This window comes from Pseudomonas sp. R3-41, assembly GCF_054161485.1.
This window is the reverse complement of sequence record NZ_CP096421.1, coordinates 2414385-2437348: the sequence shown is the minus strand read 5'-3', so window position 1 is coordinate 2437348 and position 22964 is coordinate 2414385. Positions and strand designations below refer to the sequence as shown.

The following is a 22964-nucleotide window of genomic DNA, read 5'->3' as shown; positions in this document are numbered from 1 at the left end:
CTTCCGTCAGCGGTCGCCTCCCGCCGCAGGTAGCGATGTAACAGTAGCATCGCGCAAAATAAACGCCTGTTTAATAGCCTCCAGTAAGCGATTTACCGCCGCCCGGTCACGCGGCTCCAGAGTGTACCCGCCGCAAGCCCCTGCGCATCGCCTAGTCCAACCTCTACAAGCTTTATCCGTCAGATAAATCCTGCAATACTTAATGCGAATCACTCTCACAAGCATTGGTAACTCAGGACCTGCTCATGTCGACTCGCACCACCCCGCCGCGTCACTTCACCCCTGCCCGCAATCTTCTCGCCATGGTCATTTGCATGACCACCCTGGCCCCCGCCTACGCCGATGACAACAGCATCACCCCACCCGCCACCCTGGAACTGGACGCGACCGAAGTCTCCGGCAGCGGTCAACTGGGCAGCACCACGGAAGGCACCGAGTCCTACACCACCGGCGCGATGTCGACCGCGACCAAGCTCCCGCTGACCATGCGTGAAACCCCACAAGCCGTCACCGTCATTACGCGCCAGCGCATGGATGACCAGGTGATGACCAGCATCAACGACGTGGTCAAGGCGACGCCCGGTTTGTTCCTGGACTTTTCCGGCGGTCCTGGCCGGCAGACTTACAAGGCGCGCGGTTTTGAAATCGACAACCTGATGTATGACGGCATCCCGAGTGGCTACGACGGCGTTAACGTCGGCGCCCAGCCTAACCTGGCGATGTTTGATCGAGTCGAGGTCGTGCGCGGTGCGACCGGCCTGGTGACGGGTGCAGGCAACCCTTCGGCCGCCATCAACCTGATCCGCAAGCGGCCATTGGCCGAGCAGAAAGTGACCCTGACCGGTGCCGCCGGCAGTTGGGACGACTACCGCGGCGAGGTCGATGCCTCCAGCCCGCTCAATGACAGTGGCACATTGCGCGGCCGGGCCGTGACCTCTTACCGCGATGCCAACAGCTTCATCGACAATGTCGAGGAGGATCACGGCCTGTTCTATGCGGTCACCGAAGCGGACCTGAGCGAAGACACCACCCTGACCCTGGGGTTTTCCCATCAGAAGGACAAGACCAATTACTTCTGGGGTTCTTCGATGATCGGCCAGGACGGCCATCACCTGGACCTCCCGCGCTCCTACAATCCAGGTACGGATTGGGAGAACAAGGATCAGGAGATCAACACCGTATTCGCCGAAGTCCGTCATCGCCTGGCCAATGACTGGAGCCTTCAGGTCAACGCCAACTACGCCGAACAGAACGCGTTGTTCTCCGGTTCTTACCAATCGCGCTGGGTCAACAACACATTGGCCCGCACGGTTTACCAGGCCGACTTCGATGAAAACCAGGCCGGCGTGGATGCCTTTGCCAGTGGCCCCTTCGAGGCATTCGGGCGCACCCATGAACTGGTGGTGGGCGCCAGCAAGCGCATCTACGACATGACCACCCACAACTACAGCCCGTACGACATGAACTGGCCGATCAACGCCGGTAAACCGAATTTCGTCCACACCAACGACCAGCGTGAAGTGACCACTCAAGATGGCGTCTACCTCACCACACGCCTGAACTTGGCCGACCCGCTGAAGCTGATCCTCGGCGGGCGCCTGGACTGGTACGACTACGATAACCGGGACGGCGACACCGACTACAAGGTCACCCGAAACGTCACCCGTTACGCTGGCTTGATCTACGACCTGGACGACCATCACTCGGCCTACGTCAGCTACAGCGACATCTTCACGCCGCAACGTGAAAAGGACACCTCGGGCACCCCGGTCAAGCCGATCATTGGCAAGAACTACGAGGTCGGTATCAAGGGCGAATATTTTGGTGGCGCGCTGAATGCGAGCGTGGCGCTGTTTCGCGTCGATCAGGAAAATCGCGCCGTGCAACTGTTCACGGCAAACTGCCCACAGGCAAGCTGTTATGAGGCGTCCGGAGAGATTCGCAGCCAAGGTATCGACTTCGAATTGCAAGGCGCCTTGACCGAAAACTGGCAAGTCGGCGGTGGCTATACCTACGCGCGCACCCACACCGTCAAGGATGCGGCCAATCCACAGAATGTGAACAAGCAGTTCGACACCGATACACCGGAGCATCTGTTCAAGCTGACCACCAGCTACCAACTCCAGGGCCCGCTGGAAAAACTGCGCGTGGGTGGCAACGTCTCCTGGCAGAGCCGCATGTACAACGACATCCCATTGGCTAATGGCAGTGAATACCGGCTAAAACAAGGTAGCTACGCGGTTACGGACCTGATGGCCGGCTACCGGGTCAACGAAAACCTGGATTTGCAGGTCAACGCCAACAACATCTTTGACCGTCGGTACTATTCGACCATCGCCAACTCCGCAAGCTATGGCGGTGATGCCTACGGTAGCCCGCGCAATATGATGTTGACGGCCAAGTACAGTTTCTAGAAGAAACGGGCGCCATTTGGAACGCCCCCTTTCGGCCTGAACGGAGGCTCTACTTGTCTGGAAACGGGCCTATCCCCCTACCCCTGACAAACACACAACCGTGGCGAGGGAGCTTGCTCCCGCTGGGCTGTAAACAGCCCCCAAAACAGGGCCGCTGCGCGACCCAGCGGGAGCAAGCTCCCTCGCCACAGGGTTATTGCCCGGCTTTATTTCGCTTAGAGGAAAGCCCCATTTCCCTCACTGCCCAACCGCCCCCTCATACCGCCGCTGAATCCGCTCCAATTCCCCCGAACGCCGCAACTGCTCCAACGCCCGGGACCACGCCGCCACCACTTCATCCTCACTGTCGGGACTGAAAGCGATGTACAGCGATGAGCGATACAGTTCGATAGGAATCCGTCGCAGGGTGCCCGGGGCGATGTTCAGTTGGCGGCTGTAATAAGCCACGCCCGCATCGGTGTCGCCAACAATGATCTGGGTGCGACCGGCAAGCAGCATGCGGTAGAGCAGCTTGCTCTCGGTGGCGCTTTTGTCCAGGTTGTTGAAGCCCAGTGATTGCAGTCTTTGAGGTACCAGGCCGGCGTGGCGGGTGGTGATCTGCGGGGCGTTAAGGAGTTGTTCCAGGGTGTCCAGTGGAGGCGCATTGGCCAGTTGATAAGGGTGGATGGACTCTTCCACGATCGGCCCTACCCATTTGAACTGCGATTCGCGCTCCGGCGTGCGAAACATGGAGTACATGATGGTCTTGGGGCGGTGCTTGAGTATCTGGCTGGCGCGCATGCTGGGCTGCAGCAACAGCTCGAAATCATCCCCGGTCAGCGCCATGATGGCCCGGACGATTTCGGTGATCATGCCGGTGAGCCGGTTGTTTTCCTGGTAGTTGTACGGAGCCCATTCTTCGGTGACGATTTGATACTGCTCGGCCCTGGCAACCGTGCCGAGCAATAGGCAAAACAACGCTGCAGCCGGTATCGAATGTCTCACGCGTACTCCCTGTGGACCGTTCGGTGTTCGTGCATGGGTGGGCCTGATTCACGAAGGCAAGGTAAGCATAGACCCAAACACTTGCCCGGCAGTTGACGCAGTCCACATTCCGCCCCTTAGCAGCCAATGGAGCTTGGTGTAGGATCAGCGCGAACCCGATACCCGGCGCTCTCCTCTCGCCCTCCTCCTTGTGACCCAGCCCACATGAACCCAATCGATCCCTTGTCGTTGCAACGCATCATCAGCGCCCATGGCGATTTCGAAGGCGCGGCGTATTTCGATGTGGAGGAAAGCCTTGCCCATGAAGTGTTTCCCGACCGCATCGTGTTCCAGACCAACTACCTGGATTACCGCAGCTATGATGTCGATCTTGCCGAAGGCAGCGTGCGTGTGCGCAAGACGCGGCTGGACAATTACCTGCGCGGCCATAAGGCCCAGGTGATCGAGGATGACATGGATGACGAGGATTGGGACGAGCTGGGCAGCCTGTGGCAGCGTTTGAGCCACGACCTGGACACCCAGGGGCAAGGGCCGCAGCCCGACCTGGCCGATACCCTGGCCGACCTGTTCGATAGCCTGTTCGACGAGGCTCAAGCACAGGTACTCATTCAGAACCTGCCGGCGCCTACCGGGCAGTGGGATTGGGCCTGGACGCAAGTCGAGTCAGCGCTCACCGAGACCAATCAATTGGCCGGGTTCGAATGGAAGGAATGGTCGTCCTGCGGCGTCGATGCGGTCAATGCCTTGGCCCCATTGCGGCAGCTGGACATTGAAATTCCGACGCCCGAGCGTAAAACCATCGAGGCGGTCAACCGCGCCGACGATTGGGAACGCGCGCTCCTGCACTACTTCAATGGGCAGCTGGAAACCCATGATTTGAAGTTGCTGGCCATCGGCACGCACTTCGATGAATACCAAGCCTTCGCCTGCCTGCACATGAATGGCCTGGGCCTGGTCACTGCCCTGGAGATCATGGGCAGGCTGGGCATCGTCTACAAATATTAAGCGACTGGCGCCCGGTGTTTTTGGCCGCTTTTACAAGCCCATAGAGGGCTACCCTCCTTTGAGCCTTGAAGTGACGACATGACAAACTGCGAACACTGCGGGTACCTCCTCCTTGACGACACCGCTGTTTGCCCGCGATGCGCCGGGGAGATGACGTTCCCGGTGGAGCCCCTCGCGCCGGGGGCTCCGTCGAAAGGGCTGAAAATTCTTAAATGGGTGCTTATCAGCATCGTGGTCGCGGTGCTGGCGGCCGTAGCGGTGGTCGTGTGGATCATTAATTCGTTGGGGCCGATGCCTTCGTTTGGTTGAGGGCGATTTCAGGGCGCTTGAACAATACATTGTGGCGAGGGAGCTTGCTCCCGCTCGGCGGCGCAGCCGTCGCACATCGGCCAATGAAATACACCAGGAAGATTCGCGTCGCTCCGTTTGGGGCGGCTGCGCCACCCAGCGGGAGCAAGCTCCCTCGCCACGAACGAGTCACGGCAACCGAAGCGCAACGCAGCTATCCGATTTTCCTATAGTTGCTATCGATGCCCACGCCGTTCTCGTCATCGGCCTCTCTCTCTAATCTGCCTACCAACGCGATCGATGACGATCGCCGCAGATCAAACCGACCTTATGGAGAGAGACACGATGAACACCTTCAACCGCACCCTGGCTGTCGCGACCCTGGCCTTGGCCACCCTCAACGCCGAAGCCGCCTCGCCGGTCCAGGCCGCTGCCAGCGTGTCTGCTGTCGGCAGCGTGGTCCAATCCGCCAGCTACATCACCACCCAGGATGGCGTGCAGCTGTACTACAAGGACTGGGGCCCGCGCGACGGCCAGGTCGTGACGTTCAGCCACGGCTGGCCGCTGGACTCCGACAGCTGGGAAGGCCAGATGATGTTCCTCGCCTCGAAAGGCTATCGGGTGATTGCCCACGACCGTCGCGGTCACGGTCGCTCCAGCCAGCCTTGGGAAGGCAACGACATGGACCACTACGCCGACGACCTGGCGGCGGTGATTGAAGCACTGGACCTCAAGAACGTGACGCTGGTGGGCTTCTCGACGGGGGGCGGTGAAGTGGCGCGGTATATCGGTCGCCACGGTACCGCCCGGGTGAAAAAAGCCGTGCTGGTTTCTTCGGTGCCACCGCTGATGCTCAAGACAGAAACCAACCCTGGTGGCTTGCCTATCGAAGTGTTCGACGGCCTGCGCAAGGCGTCCCTGGAGAACCGCTCGCAGCTGTACCTGGACATCGCCTCGGGCCCGTTCTACGGCTACAACCGCAAGGGCGCCAAGCCGTCCCAGGGACTGATCCAATCGTTCTGGGTGCAGGGTATGCAGGGTGGCAGCAAGAATACCTATGACTCGATCGCGGCCTTCTCGGCGACAGATTTCCGCGGCGATTTGAAGAAGTTCGACGTGCCGACCTTGGTCATCCATGGCGATGACGATCAGATCGTGCCGATCGACGCAGCAGGCCGGGCCTCGGCGGCGCTGATCAAAGGCGCTCGACTGATCGTCTACCCTGGCGCACCGCACGGCTTGACCGAGACCCACAAGGACCGGTTGAACCAGGATCTGCTGACGTTCCTCAAGGAATAAAAGCGCAGATGCCATGTGGGAGCGGGCTTGCTCACGAAGGCGTCGGATCAGTCGGCATTGAAGGCGACTGACCTACCGCTTTCGCGAGCAAGCCCGCTCCCACAGGGGGTTGGTTGTGAATCCAGAACTGGCGTACACCCAAGACCAAACTGTGGGAGCGAGCCTGCTCGCGAAGGCGGCAGTACATCCAACTTCTTCATCGACTGATCTACCGCTTTCGCGAGCAAGCCCGCTCCCACAGGGGTTTGGTTGTGAGTCCAGAACTGGCGTACACCCAAGATCAAACTGTGGGAGCGGGCTTGCTCGCGAAGGCGTCGGATCAGTCGGCATTGAAGGCGACTGACCTACCGCTATCGCGAGCAGGCTCGCTCCCACAGGGGGTTGGTTGTGAATCCAGAGCTGGCGTACACCCAAGACCAAACTGTGGGAGCGAGCCTGCTCGCGATAGCGGTGGAACACATTGCATCTATTCCTCAGACCGCCCCGTACCCTCACGATCCTGCTCATAACATCGGGTAAGCGCAAACGCCGGCAACCACGACTCACGGCGCACGGTCCAGCTTTCGTAGGTGGGCAGCAGTTGATCGGGGCTATCCAGAATCCCCAAGTGCACTTCGATCTCATCGCCCGAGCGGGCAAACAGCGACGAGCCACAGCGAGGACAAAAAAATCGTCCGGCATAATCCCGGGTTTCACCCTCGATCGTCACCGCGTCCTGGGGAAACACCGCAGCCGCGTAGAACAGTGCCCCGTGATGCTTGCGGCAATCGAGGCAGTGACAAAGACCAACACGATACGGGCGTCCTGAGGCTTCAAGTCGAACGTTGCCGCACAGGCAACCGCCGGTGAATCGGTCCATGGTGTATCTCCTCTACAACTGGACAGCCAAATTTCACGAAACAGATCGATCAATAATAGGCGCATGCTGCGCCATCAGCTCCACGACCCAATCGATGAACACCCGCAACTTGGCGCTGATATGCCGGTTCGGGGGATAGGCCAGATAAAGCGGCATCGACTCCAACTGCCAGTCTTCGAACAGCGGCACCAACTCACCCTGCGCTTCATGCGGCCTGGACATGTACTGAGGCAGCCAGAGCACGCCCAGCCCCGCCAGCCCGGCCGCGAGGTAGGCGTTGCCGTCGTCGATAGCCAACGCGTAGCGCCCTTTGACGTGAAGCAGCTCACTGTCACGGCGCATGGCGTAGGGCAAGGATTTGCCGGTGCGAGCCCAGAGGAAACCTACGGTGCGATGGTGCGAGTCTTCCAGTTCGCGAGGGTGCGCGGGCGGGCCAAACCGTGCCAGGTAACTCGGGGCGGCGAAGACGCCAAGGGCCAGGTCGCCAACGCGTCGGGCGATCAGCGACTGATCCCGCAATTCACCGCCGCGCACCACGCAATCGACGTTTTCATCAAGCATGTCGACGATGCGATCGCTGACGCCCATGTCGATCTGGATGTCCGGGTAACGCGCGTAGAACGCCGGCAAGGCTGGTATCAGGATCATCGCCGCCAGCGGACTCGGCACGTCCACCCGCAGTCGCCCGCGAGGTAACGCCTGGGCGCCGGCCACGCTGGTCTCGGCATCGTCCATGTCGGCCAGCAACCGGATCACCCGCTCGTAATAAGCCGCGCCGTCGGCGGTGACATTGACTTTGCGTGTGGTGCGGTTGAGCAGCTTGACCCGCAACCGTGCCTCGAGTTGCTGCACCATTTGGGTCACGGTGGTCTTGCTCATGTGCAGGGTTTCTGCCGCCTTGGTAAAGCTGCCCGCCTCCACGACTCGCACGAACGCTTGCATCGCATCAAAACGGTCCATTTCTGCCCCGGCATGGTTCGATTGTTTGGGATTCACAAACAGTGTGCGCCAAGGTTGCTCGTTTATCGCCCGGATACAAGCCCCTAGAGTGAGTTCATCGTTTGGAACCACTTTTTGATGGAGGTATTCATGACACAGCGCGATGTGGTTTTTCCGCCTGGACGCCAGGCACTGTATGAGCGCAATCGCTATTCGCCGGCGATTCGTTCCAATGGTTTCCTGTTCGTCTCCGGGCAAGTCGGCAGCACCGACGACGGTTCGCCAGAGCCGGACCTGGAGGCTCAGGTCCGGCTGGCGTTCAACAACCTGAAGGCGATCCTCGCCGCGGCCGATTGCAGTTTCGACGATGTGGTGGATGTGACGGTGTTCATGGTCGATCCCGAGTCGATCTTCGAACGGGTCTGGAGCGTCGTGCCCGAATTCTGGGGCAACGCACCGCATCCGACACTGACGGCGGTGGGGGTGACGTGGCTGTATGGTTTTCAGTTCGAGATCAAGGTGATTGCCAGGGTGCCTGAGGCCACCCTGTAGGTCAGCTTGCATGGGTGTTGGCTGTGCCGCCGTCATCGCGAGCAGGCTCGCTCCCACAGGGGGACCTAGGCAGGCCGAGAAATCGAAGCCACCGCAACACAACTGTGGGAGCGGGCTTGCTCGCGAAGGCGTCGCATCAGTCAGCATTGAGGTTGACTGACCCACCGCCTTCGCGAGCAAGCCCGCTCCCACAGGAAAGTGATGGCGGTGATTCGCCGGCTAGCCTTTCACCGCCGCTTCAATCGCGGCAATGTCGATCTTGGTCATGGTCATCATCGCTTCGAAGGCCCGCTTGGCCGCGGCTTTGTCAGGACTGCCGACCGCTTCAAGCAACACCCGCGGGCTGATCTGCCACGACAAACCCCACTTGTCCTTGCACCAGCCACAAGCGCTTGCCTGGCCACCGTTGTCGATGATGGCGTTCCACAAACGGTCCGTTTCGGCCTGGTCTTCAGTTGTAATCTGGAATGAAAAGGCCTCGTTGTGCTTGAACACCGGCCCGCCGTTGAGGCCGACGCAAGGAATACCGATCACCGTGAAATCAACGGTGATCACATCGCCCTCCTTGCCCGACGGATAATCACTTGGGGCATGGTAGACAGCGTTCACCGCGCTGTCGGGAAAGGTTTTTGCGTAGAACCGCGCAGCTTCCTCGGCGTTGCCGTCGTACCAGAGGCAGATCCTGTTTTTATTGTTCATTCCGCTTCTCCGAAAGGGACTGGACGGTAAAGTCTAGCAGTCCCCCCGAACGTTGCAGATGGCCGGGCCTCAGGTAAACAGATCGACTCCCAACTGGAACGCAACCCACAATGCCAGGCCTGTGGCAAACACCAGCGCGATGTTCTCGAACAGGTTGTTGCGGTATTCCTTGCCCAGCAAGGACTTCTGGTTGGACATGATCAAAAGGCCCAGGGAAATCACTGGCAAGCCGACGATGTTCAGCGCGTTGACGCCGATGGTCAGCGTGACGAAGTCCGGCATGCCCGGCAGCGACCAGATCAGTGGCGTCACCAGGATGAACAGCATGAACCATTTGTGCATCGGGTCACGGTGGAACTCTTTGCCGTAACGCTCCCGGCGCTCGGGGCGCACATGCTGGAAGGCGTCGGTGATGAGCATCGGGAACGCCGTGGTCTTGCCCGAAATGCTGGCGAACAGCGTGGCGAACACACCCACGAAGAATACGTACCAACCGATCGGACCAAAGAATATTTCCAGGGCCTTGCCCAGGTCGCCCAGGGTTTTGACCTCGATGCCGTTGGGTCGCAGGATTTCCGCGCCGACGATCCAGATGGCCAGGTTGATGATGATCCCGACAAACACCGCAAACAGCAGGTCGTTGCGCTGGATACGCTTATGTTCAGGTCCTACCCAGCCCTTCTGGCGCATCACATACGGATGAACGAAGTTGGCGATGGAACCGGCCACTGCGCCGATCACCGAGACGGCCACCAACAGCGCGCCATGCACGCCTTCATCGGGCGGAATGCTGAAGCCGATGGTGCCTTTGACGATGCCGGCGACATCCGGGCCGGACATCACCGCCAGGGCCAGGAACGCCAGCGTCATGATCGCCAGCAGCCCTTTCATCACGCCTTCGATCATCGAATAGATATTGCGCCCGACGAGCATCCACACCGCCAATACCACCGCCACCGAACACAGCAGCGGGTAGTCGATCTTGAGCAGCATGGCCAAGGCCTCACCGGCCCCCTTGATCATGTAGGCATTCATCAGGTGCCCCATGAGCAGCGCATACACCAGCAGGAACCAGGCGAAAAACGGATTGAGCTGGGCATACCCCTGCAGGATGGTCATGCCCTGGTTATTGCAGAGCTGGAAACGCGCGATGATATTGACGATCAGGTAGCGCAGCAGCAGAGAGACCGCCAGCACCCACATCATCGCGTAGCCGTAGTTCGCGCCGGCCACGGATGACGTGATGAGGTCGCCGGCGCCCAGCCAGGAAAGAACGGCGATGATGCCGGGGCCGAGAAGCTTCAGCAGGCGTACGAAACGGCCTTGCACGGGCGCCGCAGCTTGTTCCTCAGCGGTAGGAATGCTCGTCATGGGTGAATCTCCGTTTATTTTTTTTGTAAGAAACGGCCACAGTCGAACATATTAGATACGACGTCGTACAACCATAATTAATCCGTAATTATGTATAAATATTTCACGGCATTTGCGCTCAAAATGCCGTTGTATTAAGCAGCAGATTGCCACTAACCCCTCATCTGTTCGCCGTTATCGATCATCCAGCGCACTATCGCCGCCAACGGCACCCGATGTTGCCGTAGGGCGCACCAACCGAGACGTTGATGGCGATACAGCTCGACATAATGGTTGAGCAGCACGTGGCTACCGTCCTCGGCCAACCGCAGTTCCACCTCACGGCAATGCAATGCATCCGGCTGAAGCAAACGCATTCGCCGATGCAAGACCAGCGCCTCGTTACTCATCAGCGGCCCCTTCCTCCTGGCATTGCGGATTGTCCTCCACCACCGACCCCAACTTGCCCTGGGCGACAAGATCGGCACGCCGCTGCGCCGTGGCATCGCGAAGGGCCGCGTAGTAGTCCGCTTCGGTCTGCAATTGATCGGTGGTTGGCAACGCCTCGGCACGGCCATCGACAATGCCGCCGACGGTGTTGATCGTGCCCAGGGTCTCGACCGTGCTGCTGTTGTCGCCGAACGGGTCGACGGCAAAGCTCAGCACTTTACCCGTCGCATCCCGCAGGTTGGCGCTGCCCAGCAGTGGCAGTTCCAGGATGGGCCCAGGGGCGAGGTTCCAGACGCCGAAGGTCTGGCCGAAGTCGGCCTTGTGGCGCTCGATGCCCAGTTTGCCCGACACGTCGATCAGCCCGACGATGCCCGCCGTGGAGTTGATGACGAAACGGCCCAGTGTGTTGACCGAGCGCTGGGCATTGCCTTGCAGCAAGTCGTTGATGAACACCTTGGGCTCGCCGAAGTTCGCCACGAAGTTATGCACCCCGGCCTGGAACATCTCCGGCAGCTTGCGATAACCACGGGCCACCGGTGCCAGTGCGTAGTCATCCACGGTTCGGTTGAAGGCGAAGATGCCACGGTTGACGGGTTCGGCGGGATCGTAAACGGTGTAGGTCGCGCTTTCACACGAGCCTGGTTTTGCGGCTGGCGTGCTGGAGCAACCACTGGCGAGTGCCGCCAATACAACCACGACGGTGGAGCGAACGAACAACGGAACGGGCTTGGTGATCGGCATACGGGATGATCTCGGCGAGGATTGGGATGCTGCATAGGCCGGTCAAAAAGCCAAACACCACCCTCTGTGGCGAGGGAGCTTGCTCCCGCTGGGGCGCGAAGCGGCCCTAAAAAGCGATGAGCGCTTCGCACTCAAGCGGGAGCAAGCTCCCTCGCCACGGGTTCGGCGTTGGCTGGCTGTTCAACTGACCGACATCAAGGCCATCCTGCCGCCGTTTTTTTGCCCACAGATTTCCACAATATTGCCCGCCGGCAACTTTGTTTCCGGGTTGAAATATATGACGCAGGCCCTGGATTGACCCTAGTATTCCCCCTGTATTCATTACCCTGCGTGCCCACCGTGAGCCATTTACTACTGGTGGACGATGACCTCGAAGTCCTCGCCCTCTTGCGCAAATTCCTCGAACAACATGGCTATAGCGTGGACGTGGCCGCCGACGGCAATGCCCTGTGGCAAGCGGTGGAACGCCAAGTGCCGGACCTGATCATCCTCGACGTCATGTTGCCGGGGGACAACGGCCTGGTGCTGTGCCAACGGCTGCGGGCCGAGCACACGGTCGGCATCATCATGCTCACCGCCATGGGTGAATTGAGCGACCGCGTCGTCGGCCTGGAGCTGGGAGCGGACGATTACCTGACCAAGCCGTTCGACGCCCGGGAGTTGTTGGCCCGGGTGCGTGCCGTGCTGCGGCGCACCGGTGAAGCCAGGGCCACGCTGAACGACTCGTCCCGGCCAATCCTGGAGTTTGAAAACTGGCAGCTGGACGTCACCCGCCGCGAGTTGCGCTCACCGGACAAGGTCATGATCCCGCTGTCCAGCGGCGAGTTCGAATTGCTGCTGGTGTTTGCCGAACACCCGCGCCGGGTGCTGACGCGCCAGCAGTTGCTGGACCTGGCCCGTGGGGAAACCTTCGAGGCGTTCGATCGCAGCATCGACGTCCAGGTCAGCCGCCTGCGACGCAAGTTGGAAACCGACATCCCCGGCGCCTCGATGATTCGCACCGTGCGTAACAGCGGCTATCTGTTCAGCCCCCACGTGGTGAAGCGATGAAGCGCTCGCGCCCAGGCATTCATCGACCAAGGGACACGGTGGCGCGCTGGATCGCCCTGACCACCATGATCGCCATGCTGACCCTGCTCGCCCTCAACGAGCTGTTCAGCCTGCTGGCCGGTGCCTGGGCGCGCCCTCCCCTGATGGAAACCGGCCTGATGGAAAGGGCCGCCACCATCACCCGCATCATCGACTCCGTCGCCGCTGAACAACGGCCGGCGATTGCCAAGGCCGCTAGCAACCAGGCATTCAACGCGCAATGGCTACAACGCCATGAGGATGCCCGGCTACCGGTGATCGATGACCCGGAATTCAGCGAAGGCTCGGCGCTCCTGCGCCAGCAATTGGGCCGACCGGACGCCAGGATCGAAGCCTACGAACCGGCCGACTGGCCGGCCAACCAAGCGGATGCGCGCTACGCGGTGATCATCGAACTGGCCGACCATTCCTGGGTGATTTTCTCCGTGCCGTCGCGCAGTTGGGGGCTGGGCGAATGGGCGCGCAACCTGATCATCATCGCGCTGATCCTGCTCTCGACGTTTATCGTCGCGCTGATCGCCACCCGGCACTTGGCCGCACCGCTGGAACGCTTTGCCGAAGGTGCGCGGCGCTTTGGCGTCGACCATCAGGCGCCGCCGATTCCGGTCATCGGCCCCCACGAAATCCGCCAGGCGATCCTCGCGTTCAACGCCATGCAGGCCCAGCTCAAGCACTTCCTGCAGGACCGCACGCAGATGCTCGCGGCCATCTCCCATGACCTGCGCGCACCGTTGACCCGCATGCGCCTGCGCGGGGAGTTCATCGAGGATGCCGAACAGCAATCGCGCCTGTTCCGGGACGTGGATGAAATGCAGGCGATGGTCAATTCCGCCCTGGAGTTTTTCCGCGACGATGCCCGGCTGGAACATGCCACCGCGTTCGACCTGGCCGAACTGCTGCACACCATCGTCGATGACCTCAAGGACGCCGGCACCGAGGTCGCATTCGAAGGCGCCCAGCGCTTCGTGTACGTCGGCCGGCCCATCGGCATCAAGCGTGCCTTGGTCAACCTGATCGACAACGCGATCAAGTATGGCGGCGAGCCGACGGTTCGGCTCCAAGCCGACGCCCACCGGGTGGACATTCGCATCCTCGACCGTGGGCCGGGCATCGATGCCCAACACCTTGAGCAGGTCTTCACGCCGTTCTTTCGCATCGAAGGCTCGCGCAACAAGCACACCGGCGGCGTCGGGCTGGGCCTGTCGGCGGCCCGGGCGACGGTACTGGAGCATGGCGGGACACTGACCCTGAGGAATCGCAAGGGTGGCGGGTTGGAGGCCAGGGTCTCGCTGCCGCTTGGCTGAAGTGTCCCGATGCATCGATCCGCGCTAAACAATCAGCGCCTTCCTCGGTAGGATGTCGGGCCTTTCCGGCCTGGCCCTGCCTGGGAAGGCGCTCTTGTTTGTATCGCTCGGCTCCATGTGCCATCGCTCGCGCTCACGACAGACAAGAATCGACGGAGCCAAACCAAGGAATTCACCGATGATTCTTATCATTTATGCGCACCCCTACCCCGACAAATCGCGGGTCAACCAGCAGATGCTCAAGCGAGTATCCAGCAATCCGGACGTGGTCATACGTTCGCTGTATGCGCTTTATCCCAACTTCGATATCGATGTCGAAGCGGAACAACGCGCAGTGGAACAAGCGGAGCTGGTCGTCCTCCAGCACCCGATGTACTGGTACAGCGCCCCGCCGCTGCTGAAACTGTGGATCGATAAAGTCTTCACCCACGGCTGGGCCTATGGCAAAGGCGCCACGGTGCTCAAGGACAAGCGGTTGCTGTGGGCCGTGACCACGGGTGGCGAACAGGATCATTTCCAGATCGGCGCCTACCCGGGTTTTTCGGCGTTGGCCCAACCCCTCCACGCCACGGCCATTTATTGCGGCATGCGCTGGCTGGAACCCGTTGCCGTGCATGGCGCGTATGCCGCCGACTCCGAGGCCCAACGCGCCCAAATCGAACATTACGGCGAACGCCTGGCCGCCTGGAAGGAAGATTGAGATGGAGACGCACAGCCTGATTGAAATGCTGATCTACCTGGCCTCGGCGACGCTGATCGTACCGATTGCCGTTCGGTTCGGCCTGGGCCCGGTGCTGGGTTACCTGCTGGCCGGGTGCATCATCGGCCCGTGGGGGCTGAAGCTGATTACCGATGTAAAGGCGATCCTGGAGTTCGCTGAAATCGGCGTGGTGCTGATGCTGTTCATCATCGGCCTTGAACTCGATCCCAAGCGGCTCTGGGCCCTGCGCCGGATGGTCTTCGGCGGCGGCGCCTTGCAGATGCTCGCCTGCGGCGGCGCGATCGCAACGTTCTGCGCGGCCCTGGGCCTGAACTGGACGGCGGCGCTGCTGGTTGGCCTGACCCTGAGCCTGTCCTCCACGGCCATCGCCATGCAGGCCATGAGCGAACGCAACCTGACCGCCACCGCCGTCGGCCGCAGCAGCTTTGCCGTGCTGCTGTTCCAGGACATCGCGGCCATTCCGCTGGTGGCGATGATCCCGTTGTTGTCGGCCCACGGCGACACGCCATCGGGCACCGCATTGTTGCTGTCGATTGGCAAAATCGTCGCCGCCATCGCCATCGTCGTACTGCTGGGGCGCTACGTGACGCGACCGCTGCTGCGCTTCGCCGCACGCTCAGGCTTGCGCGAGATTTTCAGCGCCGTCGCACTTTTCCTGGTGTTCGGCTTCGGCTTCCTGCTGGAGGAAGCCGGCTTGTCGATGGCCATGGGCGCATTCCTCGCCGGCGTGCTGCTGGCCAGTTCCGAATACCGCCATGCCCTGGAAAGCGACATCGAGCCGTTCAAGGGCCTGCTGCTGGGTCTGTTTTTCATCGGCGTCGGCATGTCGATCGATTTCGGCACGTTGATCAACGCACCGCTGAAAGTCATCACCCTGACCCTGGGTTTCATCCTGATCAAGTTGCTGGTGATCAAGACCATCAGCCGCTTCTTGAATGTCCCTGCCGGCCAGCGTTCCTGGCAAGCGGTGTTGCTGGGCCAGGGCAGCGAATTCGCCTTCGTGGTGTTCGGTGCCGCGACGCTGGCCGGGATCCTGACCGACCAATGGGGCAAGAGCCTGACCCTGGCGGTGGCGTTGTCCATGTGCCTGACGCCTCTGCTGATCCTGCTGCTGGATCGCTTCGAGTCCGTCACCCAGAAAAACAAGCGCGAATCCGACCTCGTCGACCAGCAGAATCCCCGCGTGATCATCGCTGGCTTCGGCCGCTTCGGGCAGATCGCCGGACGCCTGCTGATGTCCTGCGGCGTCGACGTGGTGGTTCTGGACCACGACCCTGACAACATCGAGACGCTGCGCAAATTCGGCGTGAAAGTCTTTTATGGCGATGCCACGCGCCTCGACTTGCTGCACGCAGCCGGCGCGGCCCAAGCGGTGGTCTTGATCAACGCCATCGACAACCAGGAAGACAACCTGACGCTGACCCGACTGGCCCAGGAACATTTCCCGGCGCTGCAGTTGATCGTACGGGCGCGGGACATGGGCCACCTCATCATCCTGCGGCAGATGGGCGTGGAGGCGGCCGAGCGGGAGACCTTCGAGAGCGCGCTGTCCTTAGGTCGCAGCGCGCTGGAGCGCATGGGCGTCGGGGCTTACGAAGCGCGTGAGCGCGCGGATCAGTTCCGCCGATTGAACCTCAAGATGCTGGAGGAAATCGTCGCCCAGCCGGAAGACGACCTCAAGTTCCGGCATGACGCCTACCGCCGCGCCAACGCGCTGCTCACGGAGATGTTCAACGAGGACCGTGCCCACCCCGTGGACAACTGGCCGGAACACCATCGCAACGAAACCGACAAGACGCCGGGCTGACCGACGTCACACACGCCCGAACTTGCGTCGGTATGCCATCGGCGTCAGCCCGGTCAGCGCCTTGAACATGCGCTGCAAGTTGGAGCTGCTGCTGAAACCCAGCTCGGCGCCGATGCTGGCCAGGGGCAGCGAGGTCAACGTCAGGCGCTCGCTGACCTGGTTCAACTTGATGCGCCGGGCGTAGGCCGCGACGGCCTGCCCCGTTTCACGGCTGACCTTGCGCGCCAAGGTGCGCTCGGACACCGCCAGCGCGCTTGCCAGGGCCTGCACGGTGATCCCCTCGGCCGGCATCTGCTCGATCAACCCATGCAACTGCCGCAACCATCCGCTGGGTTGCTCGATCAGCGTGCTGCCCTGGAACGCCGCATGGGGAATGGCCGGGCGCGGTAGCACCATGAGCCGGGTGATGTCGCGCAGGACGTCGCTGCTGACGCTGCGCTCGATGAGTTGTTCGGCGATGGGCAGGTAGCCGTTCACCCCGGACGCGGTCGCCGTGCGCGCGTTGAACACGCAGTTCTGTTCGCTTTGCCAATGAACCTTTCGGTATTGCTGTTGCATCGCTTGCGCCAGCCACCAGGTCACCGTCGCGCCCTGCCCGTCCAATCGACCGCTGGCGGCCAGCAGGCAGACACCGGTGCAATAGGACCAGAGCTGCAGTGCTCGGGCTTGCTTCGACAACGCGCTCAAAAGGGCTGTCTGCTCGGTCAGGACGGCATTCACCTGCTCGGCCGATTCGGCCCAGAAACCGGGAACCAGGACCGCATCCAGCCCGGCGTTTTCCAGGGCCGCTTCCGCGTGCAGGGTCACGCCATGGGCGCACACCACCGGCCCGGCCTGCAACGCGATGTAGCGTGCCTCGAACAGCGCCCGCCCTCGCCTGCGGTTGGCGGCGTGCAGCAGATCGGCAAAGGCGAACAGGCCGGCAGGCATGCAGCCGGGAAACAGGAGCAGACCGATGCGGAGTTTTTGGGTCATGGCATGAAACGAATCAAAGATGTCAGATCCGGCCATTATGCACACGGGACCTAATCGGCACCATGAAGCGCTCGCCCCACAGGAACGCCTCATGAACATCCAGCAGATCCGTAACGCCACCATCCTTCTTGAATTCGGCCCGTATCGCGTGCTCGTCGACCCAATGCTGGCGGACAAGGGCACGCTGCCGCCGCTTCGACTGTTTGGTGCCAACCAGCGCAATCCGCTGGTGGCGCTTCCGGCGTCAACAGCGAAGGACCTGGAGACGGTCACGCACTGCCTGATCACCCACTGCCAGAAAGGCCATTTCGATCATCTGGACCGCGCGGCCAAGCGCTGGCTGAGGGAAAGACAGATCCCCGTCATCTGCACACCCCATGACGCCCCGTACCTGGCCAAGCGTGGCTTGAACGTCCAGCCACTTGCCCAGGCACATGACCAGCCCAACCCCTTCCTGGGTGGCACCATTCGCTCTGTGAGATGCACCCATGGGCTGGGCCTGGTGGGCAAGTTGATGGAGCATGGGGTCGGCTACCTGATCGAGTTGCCCGGCGAACCGAGTGTCTACCTCACCGGCGACACCGTGCTCACCCCCACCGTGCGCGAATTCGTCTTGCGCCACCAGCCGCAGGTCAGCGTGGTGCCGGCAGGCGGGGCACGGTTCGATATCGGCGGCGACATCATCATGGGCATCGACGAGACGCTGGAATTCACCCGCCTGAGCCGAGGGACCGTGGTGGCCAATCACCTGGAAGCGATCAGCCACTGCCCGACGACCCGCAAGGCCTTGGCCGAGGCTGCCGCACTGGCCGGTGTCGCAAGCCGGTTGTTGATACCGGAGGATGGCGAGACGTTGGTGTTCCAGGCGGCCTAGATTGCATCCAGCTCGGCGAGCAGTTGCGCAGGAATCGTCAGCGCACTCGCCGAGAGGTTTTCCCGCAGGTGCGCCACGGACGATGTGCCGGGAATCAACAGGATATTCGGCGCGCGTTGCAGCAACCACGACAGGGCCACGCACAGCGGTGACGCCTGCAAGCGCGCCGCCACGCTGGACAGGGTTTCCGATTGCAGTGGCGTAAACCCACCCAGCGGGAAGAATGGCACATAGGCGATGCCCTGCTGGCCCAAGTCGGCGATGAGTTGTTCATCGTCGCGATGGGTCAGGTTGTAGTGGTTCTGCACGCAGACCACTTTCGCAATGCCCTGGGCCTCCCTGACCTGTGCGGCTGTGACGTTGCTCAGGCCCAAGTGGCGGATCAGGCCTTGGCGCTGCAGCTCGGCCAGTGCCGTGAAGGATGCCTCGATGGAGTCTTCGGTGGGCGAATGCAGATCGCCCCACACCCGCAGGTTGACCACGTCCAGGACCTCCACGTCGAGGTTGCGCAGATTATCGTGGACCGCACGGGTCAATTCGGCGGGGCTGTGGGCCGGGTTCCAGGACGCGTCGGCACCGCGCACGGCGCCGACCTTGGTCACGATGACCAAGTCCTGAGCGTAAGGGTGCAGCGCTTCACGGATCAGCTGGTTGGTGACATGGGGCCCATAGAAATCGGCGGTGTCGATGTGGTTGACCCCGCTCGCCAACGCTTCGCGCAGCACGGCGACGGCGGCAGCCGGGTCTTTCGGCGGGCCGAAGACCTGGGGCCCCGCCAACTGCATCGCGCCATAGCCCATGCGATTGACCGTGCGCTCGCCCAATAAAAAGTTGCCCGCCTTGCCTGCAATGTTCATCTCGTAGCCCTCGGATCGATGTGAGTGGGCCGACTATAGGCGTTGACCATTCCCGTGATAATCAGGTGCAATCAGCACGGGTTGTACGGTGGAGAGAACAATGGCGACGGATATTCAAGACTTGCTGGCCTTCGTGGCGGTGGTCAATGCGAAGGGCTTTCGTGAAGGCGCGCGGTTGAGCGGCAAGTCCGCGTCGAGCCTCAGCGATGCCGTACGGCGGATGGAAAGCCGGCTCGGCGTGCGCCTGCTCAACCGCACCACCCGCAGCGTGGTGCCGACCGAGGCCGGCGCCCGGTTGATGGAGCGCATCGTGCCGGCCCTGGGCGAAGTCGAGGCGGCGATGGACGTGGTCAACGATTTTCGCGACCGCCCTTCGGGCACCCTCAGGCTGAACGTGCCCGTCAGCGCTGCCCGGCTGGTGTTGCCGGCGATTATCACGCCGTTCCTGAAAAGCTACCCCGACATCCGCCTGGAAGTGGTCACCGAAGAGAGTTTCGTCGACATGCTGGCCGCTGGCTGTGACGCCGGCATTCGCTACGACGAACGCCTGGAGCAAGACATGATCGCCATCCCCATCGGCCCGCGGTTCCAGCGCTTCGCCACGGCCGCGGCCCCGGCGTACCTCGACGCCCGGGGCCGCCCCGAACATCCACGGGACCTGCTGGGGCACGCCTGCCTGACGGGCAAGTTTCCCAGCGGCGCCTTGCCCTTGTGGGAATACGAACGTGACGGCGAAACCGTGAGCGTCGACCCGAGCGGCCCGTTGATCGTGCGCATCGGCGGCGCCATGGACCTGGCGGTGCAGGCGGCGGTGGATGGGCTGGGCATTGTCCACCTGTTCGAGGACTGGCTACGGCCCCACCTGGACAGCGGCGCCCTCGAACCGGTGCTCGAACCCTGGTGGCAACGCTTCACCGGGCCGTTCCTCTACTACCCCGGGCGGCGCTACTTGCCTTCGCCGTTGAGGGCGTTTATAGACTTCATCCATGCACAACGCCGTGGGAGCGAGCCTGCTGCTCGCGAAGGCGGCGGCACATTCAGCATTGATGCAAGCTGATCCACCGCTTTCGCGAGCAGGCTCGCTCCCACCGGGGGCTTGGCGGTGTAACTGAGAATCCTGACCCACCACAACTCCATTGTGGGAGCGAGCCTGCTCGCGATGGCGGCGGCACATTCAGCATTGATGCAAGCTGATCCACCGCTTTCGCGAGCAGGCTCGCTCCCACAGGGGCTTGGCGGTGTAGCTGAGAATCCTGACCCACCACAACTCCATTGTGGGAGCGAGCCTGCTCGCGAAGGCGCCGGCACATTCAGCATTGATGCAAGCTGATCCACCGCTTTCGCGAGCAGGCTCGCTCCCACAGGGGCTTGGCGGTGTAGCTGAAAATCCTGACCCACCACAACTCCATTGTGGGAGCGGGCTTGCTCGCGAAGGCGCCGGCACATTCAGCATTGATGCAAGCTGATCCACCGCTTTCGCGAGCAGGCTCGCTCCCACAGGGGGCTTGGCGGTGTAGCTGAAAATCCTGACCCACCACAACTCCATTGTGGGAGCGAGCCTGCTCGCGAAGGCGGCGGTACATTCAGCATTGATGCAAGCTGATCCACCGCTTTCGCGAGCAGGCTCGCTCCCACAGGGGGCTTGGCGGTGTAGCTGAAAATCCTGACCCACCACAACTCCATTGTGGGAGCGGGCTTGCTCGCGAAGGCGCCGGCACATTCAGCATTGATGCAAGCTGATCCACCGCTTTCGCGAGCAGGCTCGCTCCCACAAGGGCTTGGCGGTGTAGCTGAAAATCCTGACCCACCACAACTCCATTGTGGGAGCGGGCTTGCTCGCGAAGGCGCCGGCACATTCAGCATTGATGCAAGCTGATCCACCGCTTTCGCGAGCAGGCTCGCTCCCACCGGGGGCTTGGCGGTGTAGCTGAAAATCCTGACCCACCACCATTCCACTGTGGGAGCGAGCCTGCTCGCGATGGCGTCAGTGCATCCACCCCAATTGCCCGCTCGTCTCCCCGCCGCAAGGATTTTCGAACCAAGCATTTCGCCACGGGTTCGGACCTACATGACACCGCTGAAAGCCACGGCAACCACGGTTTGAACGGCGGGTACATCAAGGCTTCTTCGCGTTTCACTGCCGGAGTTTTCGCTATGTGTGACGGTCTGGTTCAACATGTTTCTTCAAAAGATTCCCTGGCATATTTCGCCCAGCGAGACACCTCCGGCAGCCGTTTCGGTACATCCGTCACGCCCCTGGACCTGTACGAGACAACGCCGCCCAAGGCCCAGGAGCAGCACAGCCTGGTCAAGCCCAACATGCAGGTCAGCGCCATTCGCCGTCGCGGCGGGCACTTGGAATGCATCAAGGTTCGCTGGGGCTGGTCGCCGATCTGGTCGGTGGGAACCATGCCCCCGCTGACGCACCTGCCCTTGCACCTGGTCATGCGTTCCAAGGTATTCGATCCCATCAAGCATGAAGGCCGCGTGCTGGTCGCCGTGGAGGGCTGGTATGAGTCGCAAGCACCCGCCTCGCCGTCCCAGGCGCCACGCCTCGCCTACCTGACCGCTCGGCAATCGGCGCCGATCTTCCTGGCCGCTCTGGCCCAGGCCAGTGAGACCTCGTTTGGCTGTGACGGCCTGGCCCTGGTGACCTATGGCGACATCGCCAACCAGCAACAACGAGTCCTGGCCTTCAGCGCCGACGACGCTCTCGACTGGCTGGAGCCCGATCTGGGATGGGAACAGGCACAACAACTGGTCGCACGCCTGAACGGCACGCAACCGCCCCTTGAACCGGCGCAAACCAGCCAACGTCCGGCCCAGGGCGGCCTTTGATTCCAGGAGATGAAGCCATGTACGTGATCATGGGCGCCACGGGCCACGTTGGATCGGCCACGGTCCGGGCCTTGCTGGCCCCAGGGCATGCCGTGATGGTCATGACCCGCGATGCCAGCCACGCCGCTGAATGGCACGCCAGGGGCGCTCAAATCGTCGAAGCCGATGCTGAAAATGTCGAGTCATTGCGTGCCGCCTTTCGGCTCGGGCGCAGGGCCTTCATTCTCAACCCGCCCGCCGCACCCAGTACCGATACCGACGCGGTGGAACGGCGTACGGTCGCCAACATCCTCGCGGCCCTCGACGGCTCGGGGCTGGAGAAAATCGTCGTGCAATCCACCGCCGGCGCCCAGCCCGGTGAGCGCATCGGCGATCTCAGCGTCTTGTGGGAACTGGAAGAAGGCGTGCGCAACCAGTCGATCCCGGCGGCGATCAATCGCGGAGCTTACTACATGAGTAACTGGGACAACCTGCTCGACACCGTCCGCGAGACCGGCAAGCTGCCCACGCTGTTTCCCGCCGACCTGGCGTTTCCCATGGCGGCGCCCCGGGACTTGGGCGAGGTCGCCGCCGCGCGCTTGCTTTCGCCGATTGACGACGTTGGCGTGCGTCATGTGCAAGGGCCTCGCCTGTATTCGCCCAACGATGTGGCACAGGCGTTTACCCAGGCACTCGGCCGGCCGGTCGAGGTCCAGGTGATCCCCAGGGACCAATGGGAAAGCCATTTCCGGAGCCTCGGCTTCAGCCCCGCTGCGGCGCAATCCTATGCGCGCATGAGCGCCGTCAGCCTCGACAGCGGCTTCGAGGTGGGCGACGACGCGGCCCTGCACGGCACCACGACGCTGGAGGCCTACATCCAGGCGCTGGTGCAAAATCATGGCCTGGAAACGCACGGCTAAAGGAATGCAGGAACGGCGCG

The 22964-nt window shown here is 61.9% G+C and carries 21 protein-coding genes; 12 read left to right on the top strand and 9 right to left on the bottom strand.

What is annotated here, in order from left to right; genetic code table 11:
* Positions 1-245: 245 nt before the first annotated feature.
* Positions 246-2414: a TonB-dependent siderophore receptor gene (locus M1D99_RS10995; RefSeq protein ID WP_458131768.1), complete on the top strand. Its 2169-nt coding sequence runs from the start codon at positions 246-248 to the stop codon at positions 2412-2414.
* Positions 2415-2651: 237 nt separating this feature from the next.
* Here M1D99_RS10995 and M1D99_RS10990 read toward each other — a convergent pair whose 3' ends face one another.
* Positions 2652-3398, bottom strand: coding sequence for a substrate-binding periplasmic protein (locus M1D99_RS10990; protein WP_434575246.1), 747 nt, complete (start codon positions 3396-3398; stop codon positions 2652-2654).
* A 204-nt stretch (positions 3399-3602) separates the two neighbouring features.
* Between M1D99_RS10990 and M1D99_RS10985 the strand changes: the two genes are divergently transcribed.
* Together M1D99_RS10985 and M1D99_RS10980 are read left to right on the top strand one after the other, a co-directional pair.
* Complete coding sequence (locus M1D99_RS10985; protein WP_458131767.1) at positions 3603-4403, top strand: hypothetical protein; 801 nt, start codon at positions 3603-3605, stop codon at positions 4401-4403.
* A 633-nt stretch (positions 4404-5036) separates the two neighbouring features.
* Positions 5037-5990 carry an alpha/beta fold hydrolase gene (locus tag M1D99_RS10980; protein WP_186729673.1) on the top strand — a complete coding sequence of 318 codons (954 nt, stop codon included), beginning with the start codon at positions 5037-5039 and terminating at the stop codon, positions 5988-5990.
* Between the two features lie 466 nt (positions 5991-6456).
* On the opposite strand, the gene M1D99_RS10975 is transcribed toward M1D99_RS10980, so the two are convergent.
* On the bottom strand, positions 6457-6849 hold the full coding sequence (locus tag M1D99_RS10975; RefSeq protein WP_186729672.1) for a GFA family protein: 393 nt from the start codon (positions 6847-6849) through the stop codon (positions 6457-6459).
* 33 nt (positions 6850-6882) lie between these two features.
* Positions 6883-7809, bottom strand: a complete 927-nt coding sequence (locus M1D99_RS10970; protein ID WP_434575241.1) for a LysR family transcriptional regulator — start codon at positions 7807-7809, stop codon at positions 6883-6885.
* A gap of 129 nt (positions 7810-7938) precedes the next feature.
* Between M1D99_RS10970 and M1D99_RS10965 the strand changes: the two genes are divergently transcribed.
* Positions 7939-8340 (top strand): RidA family protein, encoded by a 402-nt coding sequence (locus tag M1D99_RS10965; protein ID WP_434575239.1) that lies wholly within the window; start codon positions 7939-7941, stop codon positions 8338-8340.
* Between the two features lie 219 nt (positions 8341-8559).
* On the opposite strand, the gene M1D99_RS10960 is transcribed toward M1D99_RS10965, so the two are convergent.
* From M1D99_RS10960 to M1D99_RS10945, 4 genes are all read right to left on the bottom strand, one after another.
* Positions 8560-9039: a VOC family protein gene (locus M1D99_RS10960; RefSeq protein WP_458131766.1), complete on the bottom strand. Its 480-nt coding sequence runs from the start codon at positions 9037-9039 to the stop codon at positions 8560-8562.
* Between the two features lie 69 nt (positions 9040-9108).
* Positions 9109-10410 (bottom strand): Nramp family divalent metal transporter, encoded by a 1302-nt coding sequence (locus M1D99_RS10955; RefSeq protein WP_186710723.1) that lies wholly within the window; start codon positions 10408-10410, stop codon positions 9109-9111.
* 152 nt (positions 10411-10562) lie between these two features.
* Positions 10563-10799 (bottom strand): hypothetical protein, encoded by a 237-nt coding sequence (locus M1D99_RS10950; protein WP_186710719.1) that lies wholly within the window; start codon positions 10797-10799, stop codon positions 10563-10565.
* The gene (locus tag M1D99_RS10945; RefSeq protein WP_434575234.1) at positions 10792-11580 is read right to left on the bottom strand and encodes an MlaA family lipoprotein; all 789 of its coding nucleotides are present in this window, start codon (positions 11578-11580) and stop codon (positions 10792-10794) included. The genes M1D99_RS10950 and M1D99_RS10945 overlap by 8 nt, the downstream gene beginning before the upstream one ends.
* Positions 11581-11919: 339 nt before the next feature.
* Here M1D99_RS10945 and M1D99_RS10940 point away from each other — a divergent pair, with 339 nt between their 5' ends.
* The 4 genes from M1D99_RS10940 to kefC all read left to right on the top strand — a co-directional run bounded on the left by M1D99_RS10940 (position 11920) and on the right by kefC (position 16501).
* On the top strand, positions 11920-12630 hold the full coding sequence (locus M1D99_RS10940; RefSeq protein WP_186729669.1) for a response regulator: 711 nt from the start codon (positions 11920-11922) through the stop codon (positions 12628-12630).
* Positions 12627-13973: an ATP-binding protein gene (locus M1D99_RS10935; protein WP_434575230.1), complete on the top strand. Its 1347-nt coding sequence runs from the start codon at positions 12627-12629 to the stop codon at positions 13971-13973. The genes M1D99_RS10940 and M1D99_RS10935 overlap by 4 nt, the downstream gene beginning before the upstream one ends.
* A gap of 178 nt (positions 13974-14151) precedes the next feature.
* Positions 14152-14673 carry a glutathione-regulated potassium-efflux system oxidoreductase KefF gene (kefF, locus tag M1D99_RS10930; protein WP_458131765.1) on the top strand — a complete coding sequence of 174 codons (522 nt, stop codon included), beginning with the start codon at positions 14152-14154 and terminating at the stop codon, positions 14671-14673.
* 1 nt (position 14674) lies between these two features.
* Complete coding sequence (kefC, locus tag M1D99_RS10925) at positions 14675-16501, top strand: glutathione-regulated potassium-efflux system protein KefC (RefSeq protein ID WP_434575226.1); 1827 nt, start codon at positions 14675-14677, stop codon at positions 16499-16501.
* Between the two features lie 6 nt (positions 16502-16507).
* Here kefC and M1D99_RS10920 read toward each other — a convergent pair whose 3' ends face one another.
* Positions 16508-17476 (bottom strand): GlxA family transcriptional regulator, encoded by a 969-nt coding sequence (locus M1D99_RS10920; protein WP_434575224.1) that lies wholly within the window; start codon positions 17474-17476, stop codon positions 16508-16510.
* 91 nt (positions 17477-17567) lie between these two features.
* Here M1D99_RS10920 and M1D99_RS10915 point away from each other — a divergent pair, with 91 nt between their 5' ends.
* On the top strand, positions 17568-18350 hold the full coding sequence (locus M1D99_RS10915) for an MBL fold metallo-hydrolase (protein WP_434575222.1): 783 nt from the start codon (positions 17568-17570) through the stop codon (positions 18348-18350).
* Here the strand turns inward: M1D99_RS10915 and M1D99_RS10910 are convergent.
* A complete protein-coding gene (locus M1D99_RS10910; RefSeq protein WP_458131764.1) occupies positions 18347-19207 on the bottom strand; it encodes an aldo/keto reductase family oxidoreductase in 861 nt (286 codons plus the stop codon). The two genes, M1D99_RS10915 and M1D99_RS10910, sit on opposite strands and share 4 nt — an antisense overlap.
* 100 nt (positions 19208-19307) lie before the next feature.
* On the opposite strand from M1D99_RS10910, the gene M1D99_RS10905 reads away from it, so the two are divergent.
* The 3 genes from M1D99_RS10905 to M1D99_RS10895 all read left to right on the top strand — a co-directional run bounded on the left by M1D99_RS10905 (position 19308) and on the right by M1D99_RS10895 (position 22944).
* Positions 19308-20264: a LysR family transcriptional regulator gene (locus M1D99_RS10905; protein WP_186710701.1), complete on the top strand. Its 957-nt coding sequence runs from the start codon at positions 19308-19310 to the stop codon at positions 20262-20264.
* Between the two features lie 1097 nt (positions 20265-21361).
* Entirely contained in the window at positions 21362-22045 is a 684-nt protein-coding gene (locus M1D99_RS10900; RefSeq protein ID WP_458131763.1) for an SOS response-associated peptidase family protein, read from the top strand.
* Between the two features lie 17 nt (positions 22046-22062).
* Positions 22063-22944 (top strand): NmrA family NAD(P)-binding protein, encoded by an 882-nt coding sequence (locus M1D99_RS10895; protein WP_458131762.1) that lies wholly within the window; start codon positions 22063-22065, stop codon positions 22942-22944.
* Positions 22945-22964 lie beyond the last annotated feature (20 nt).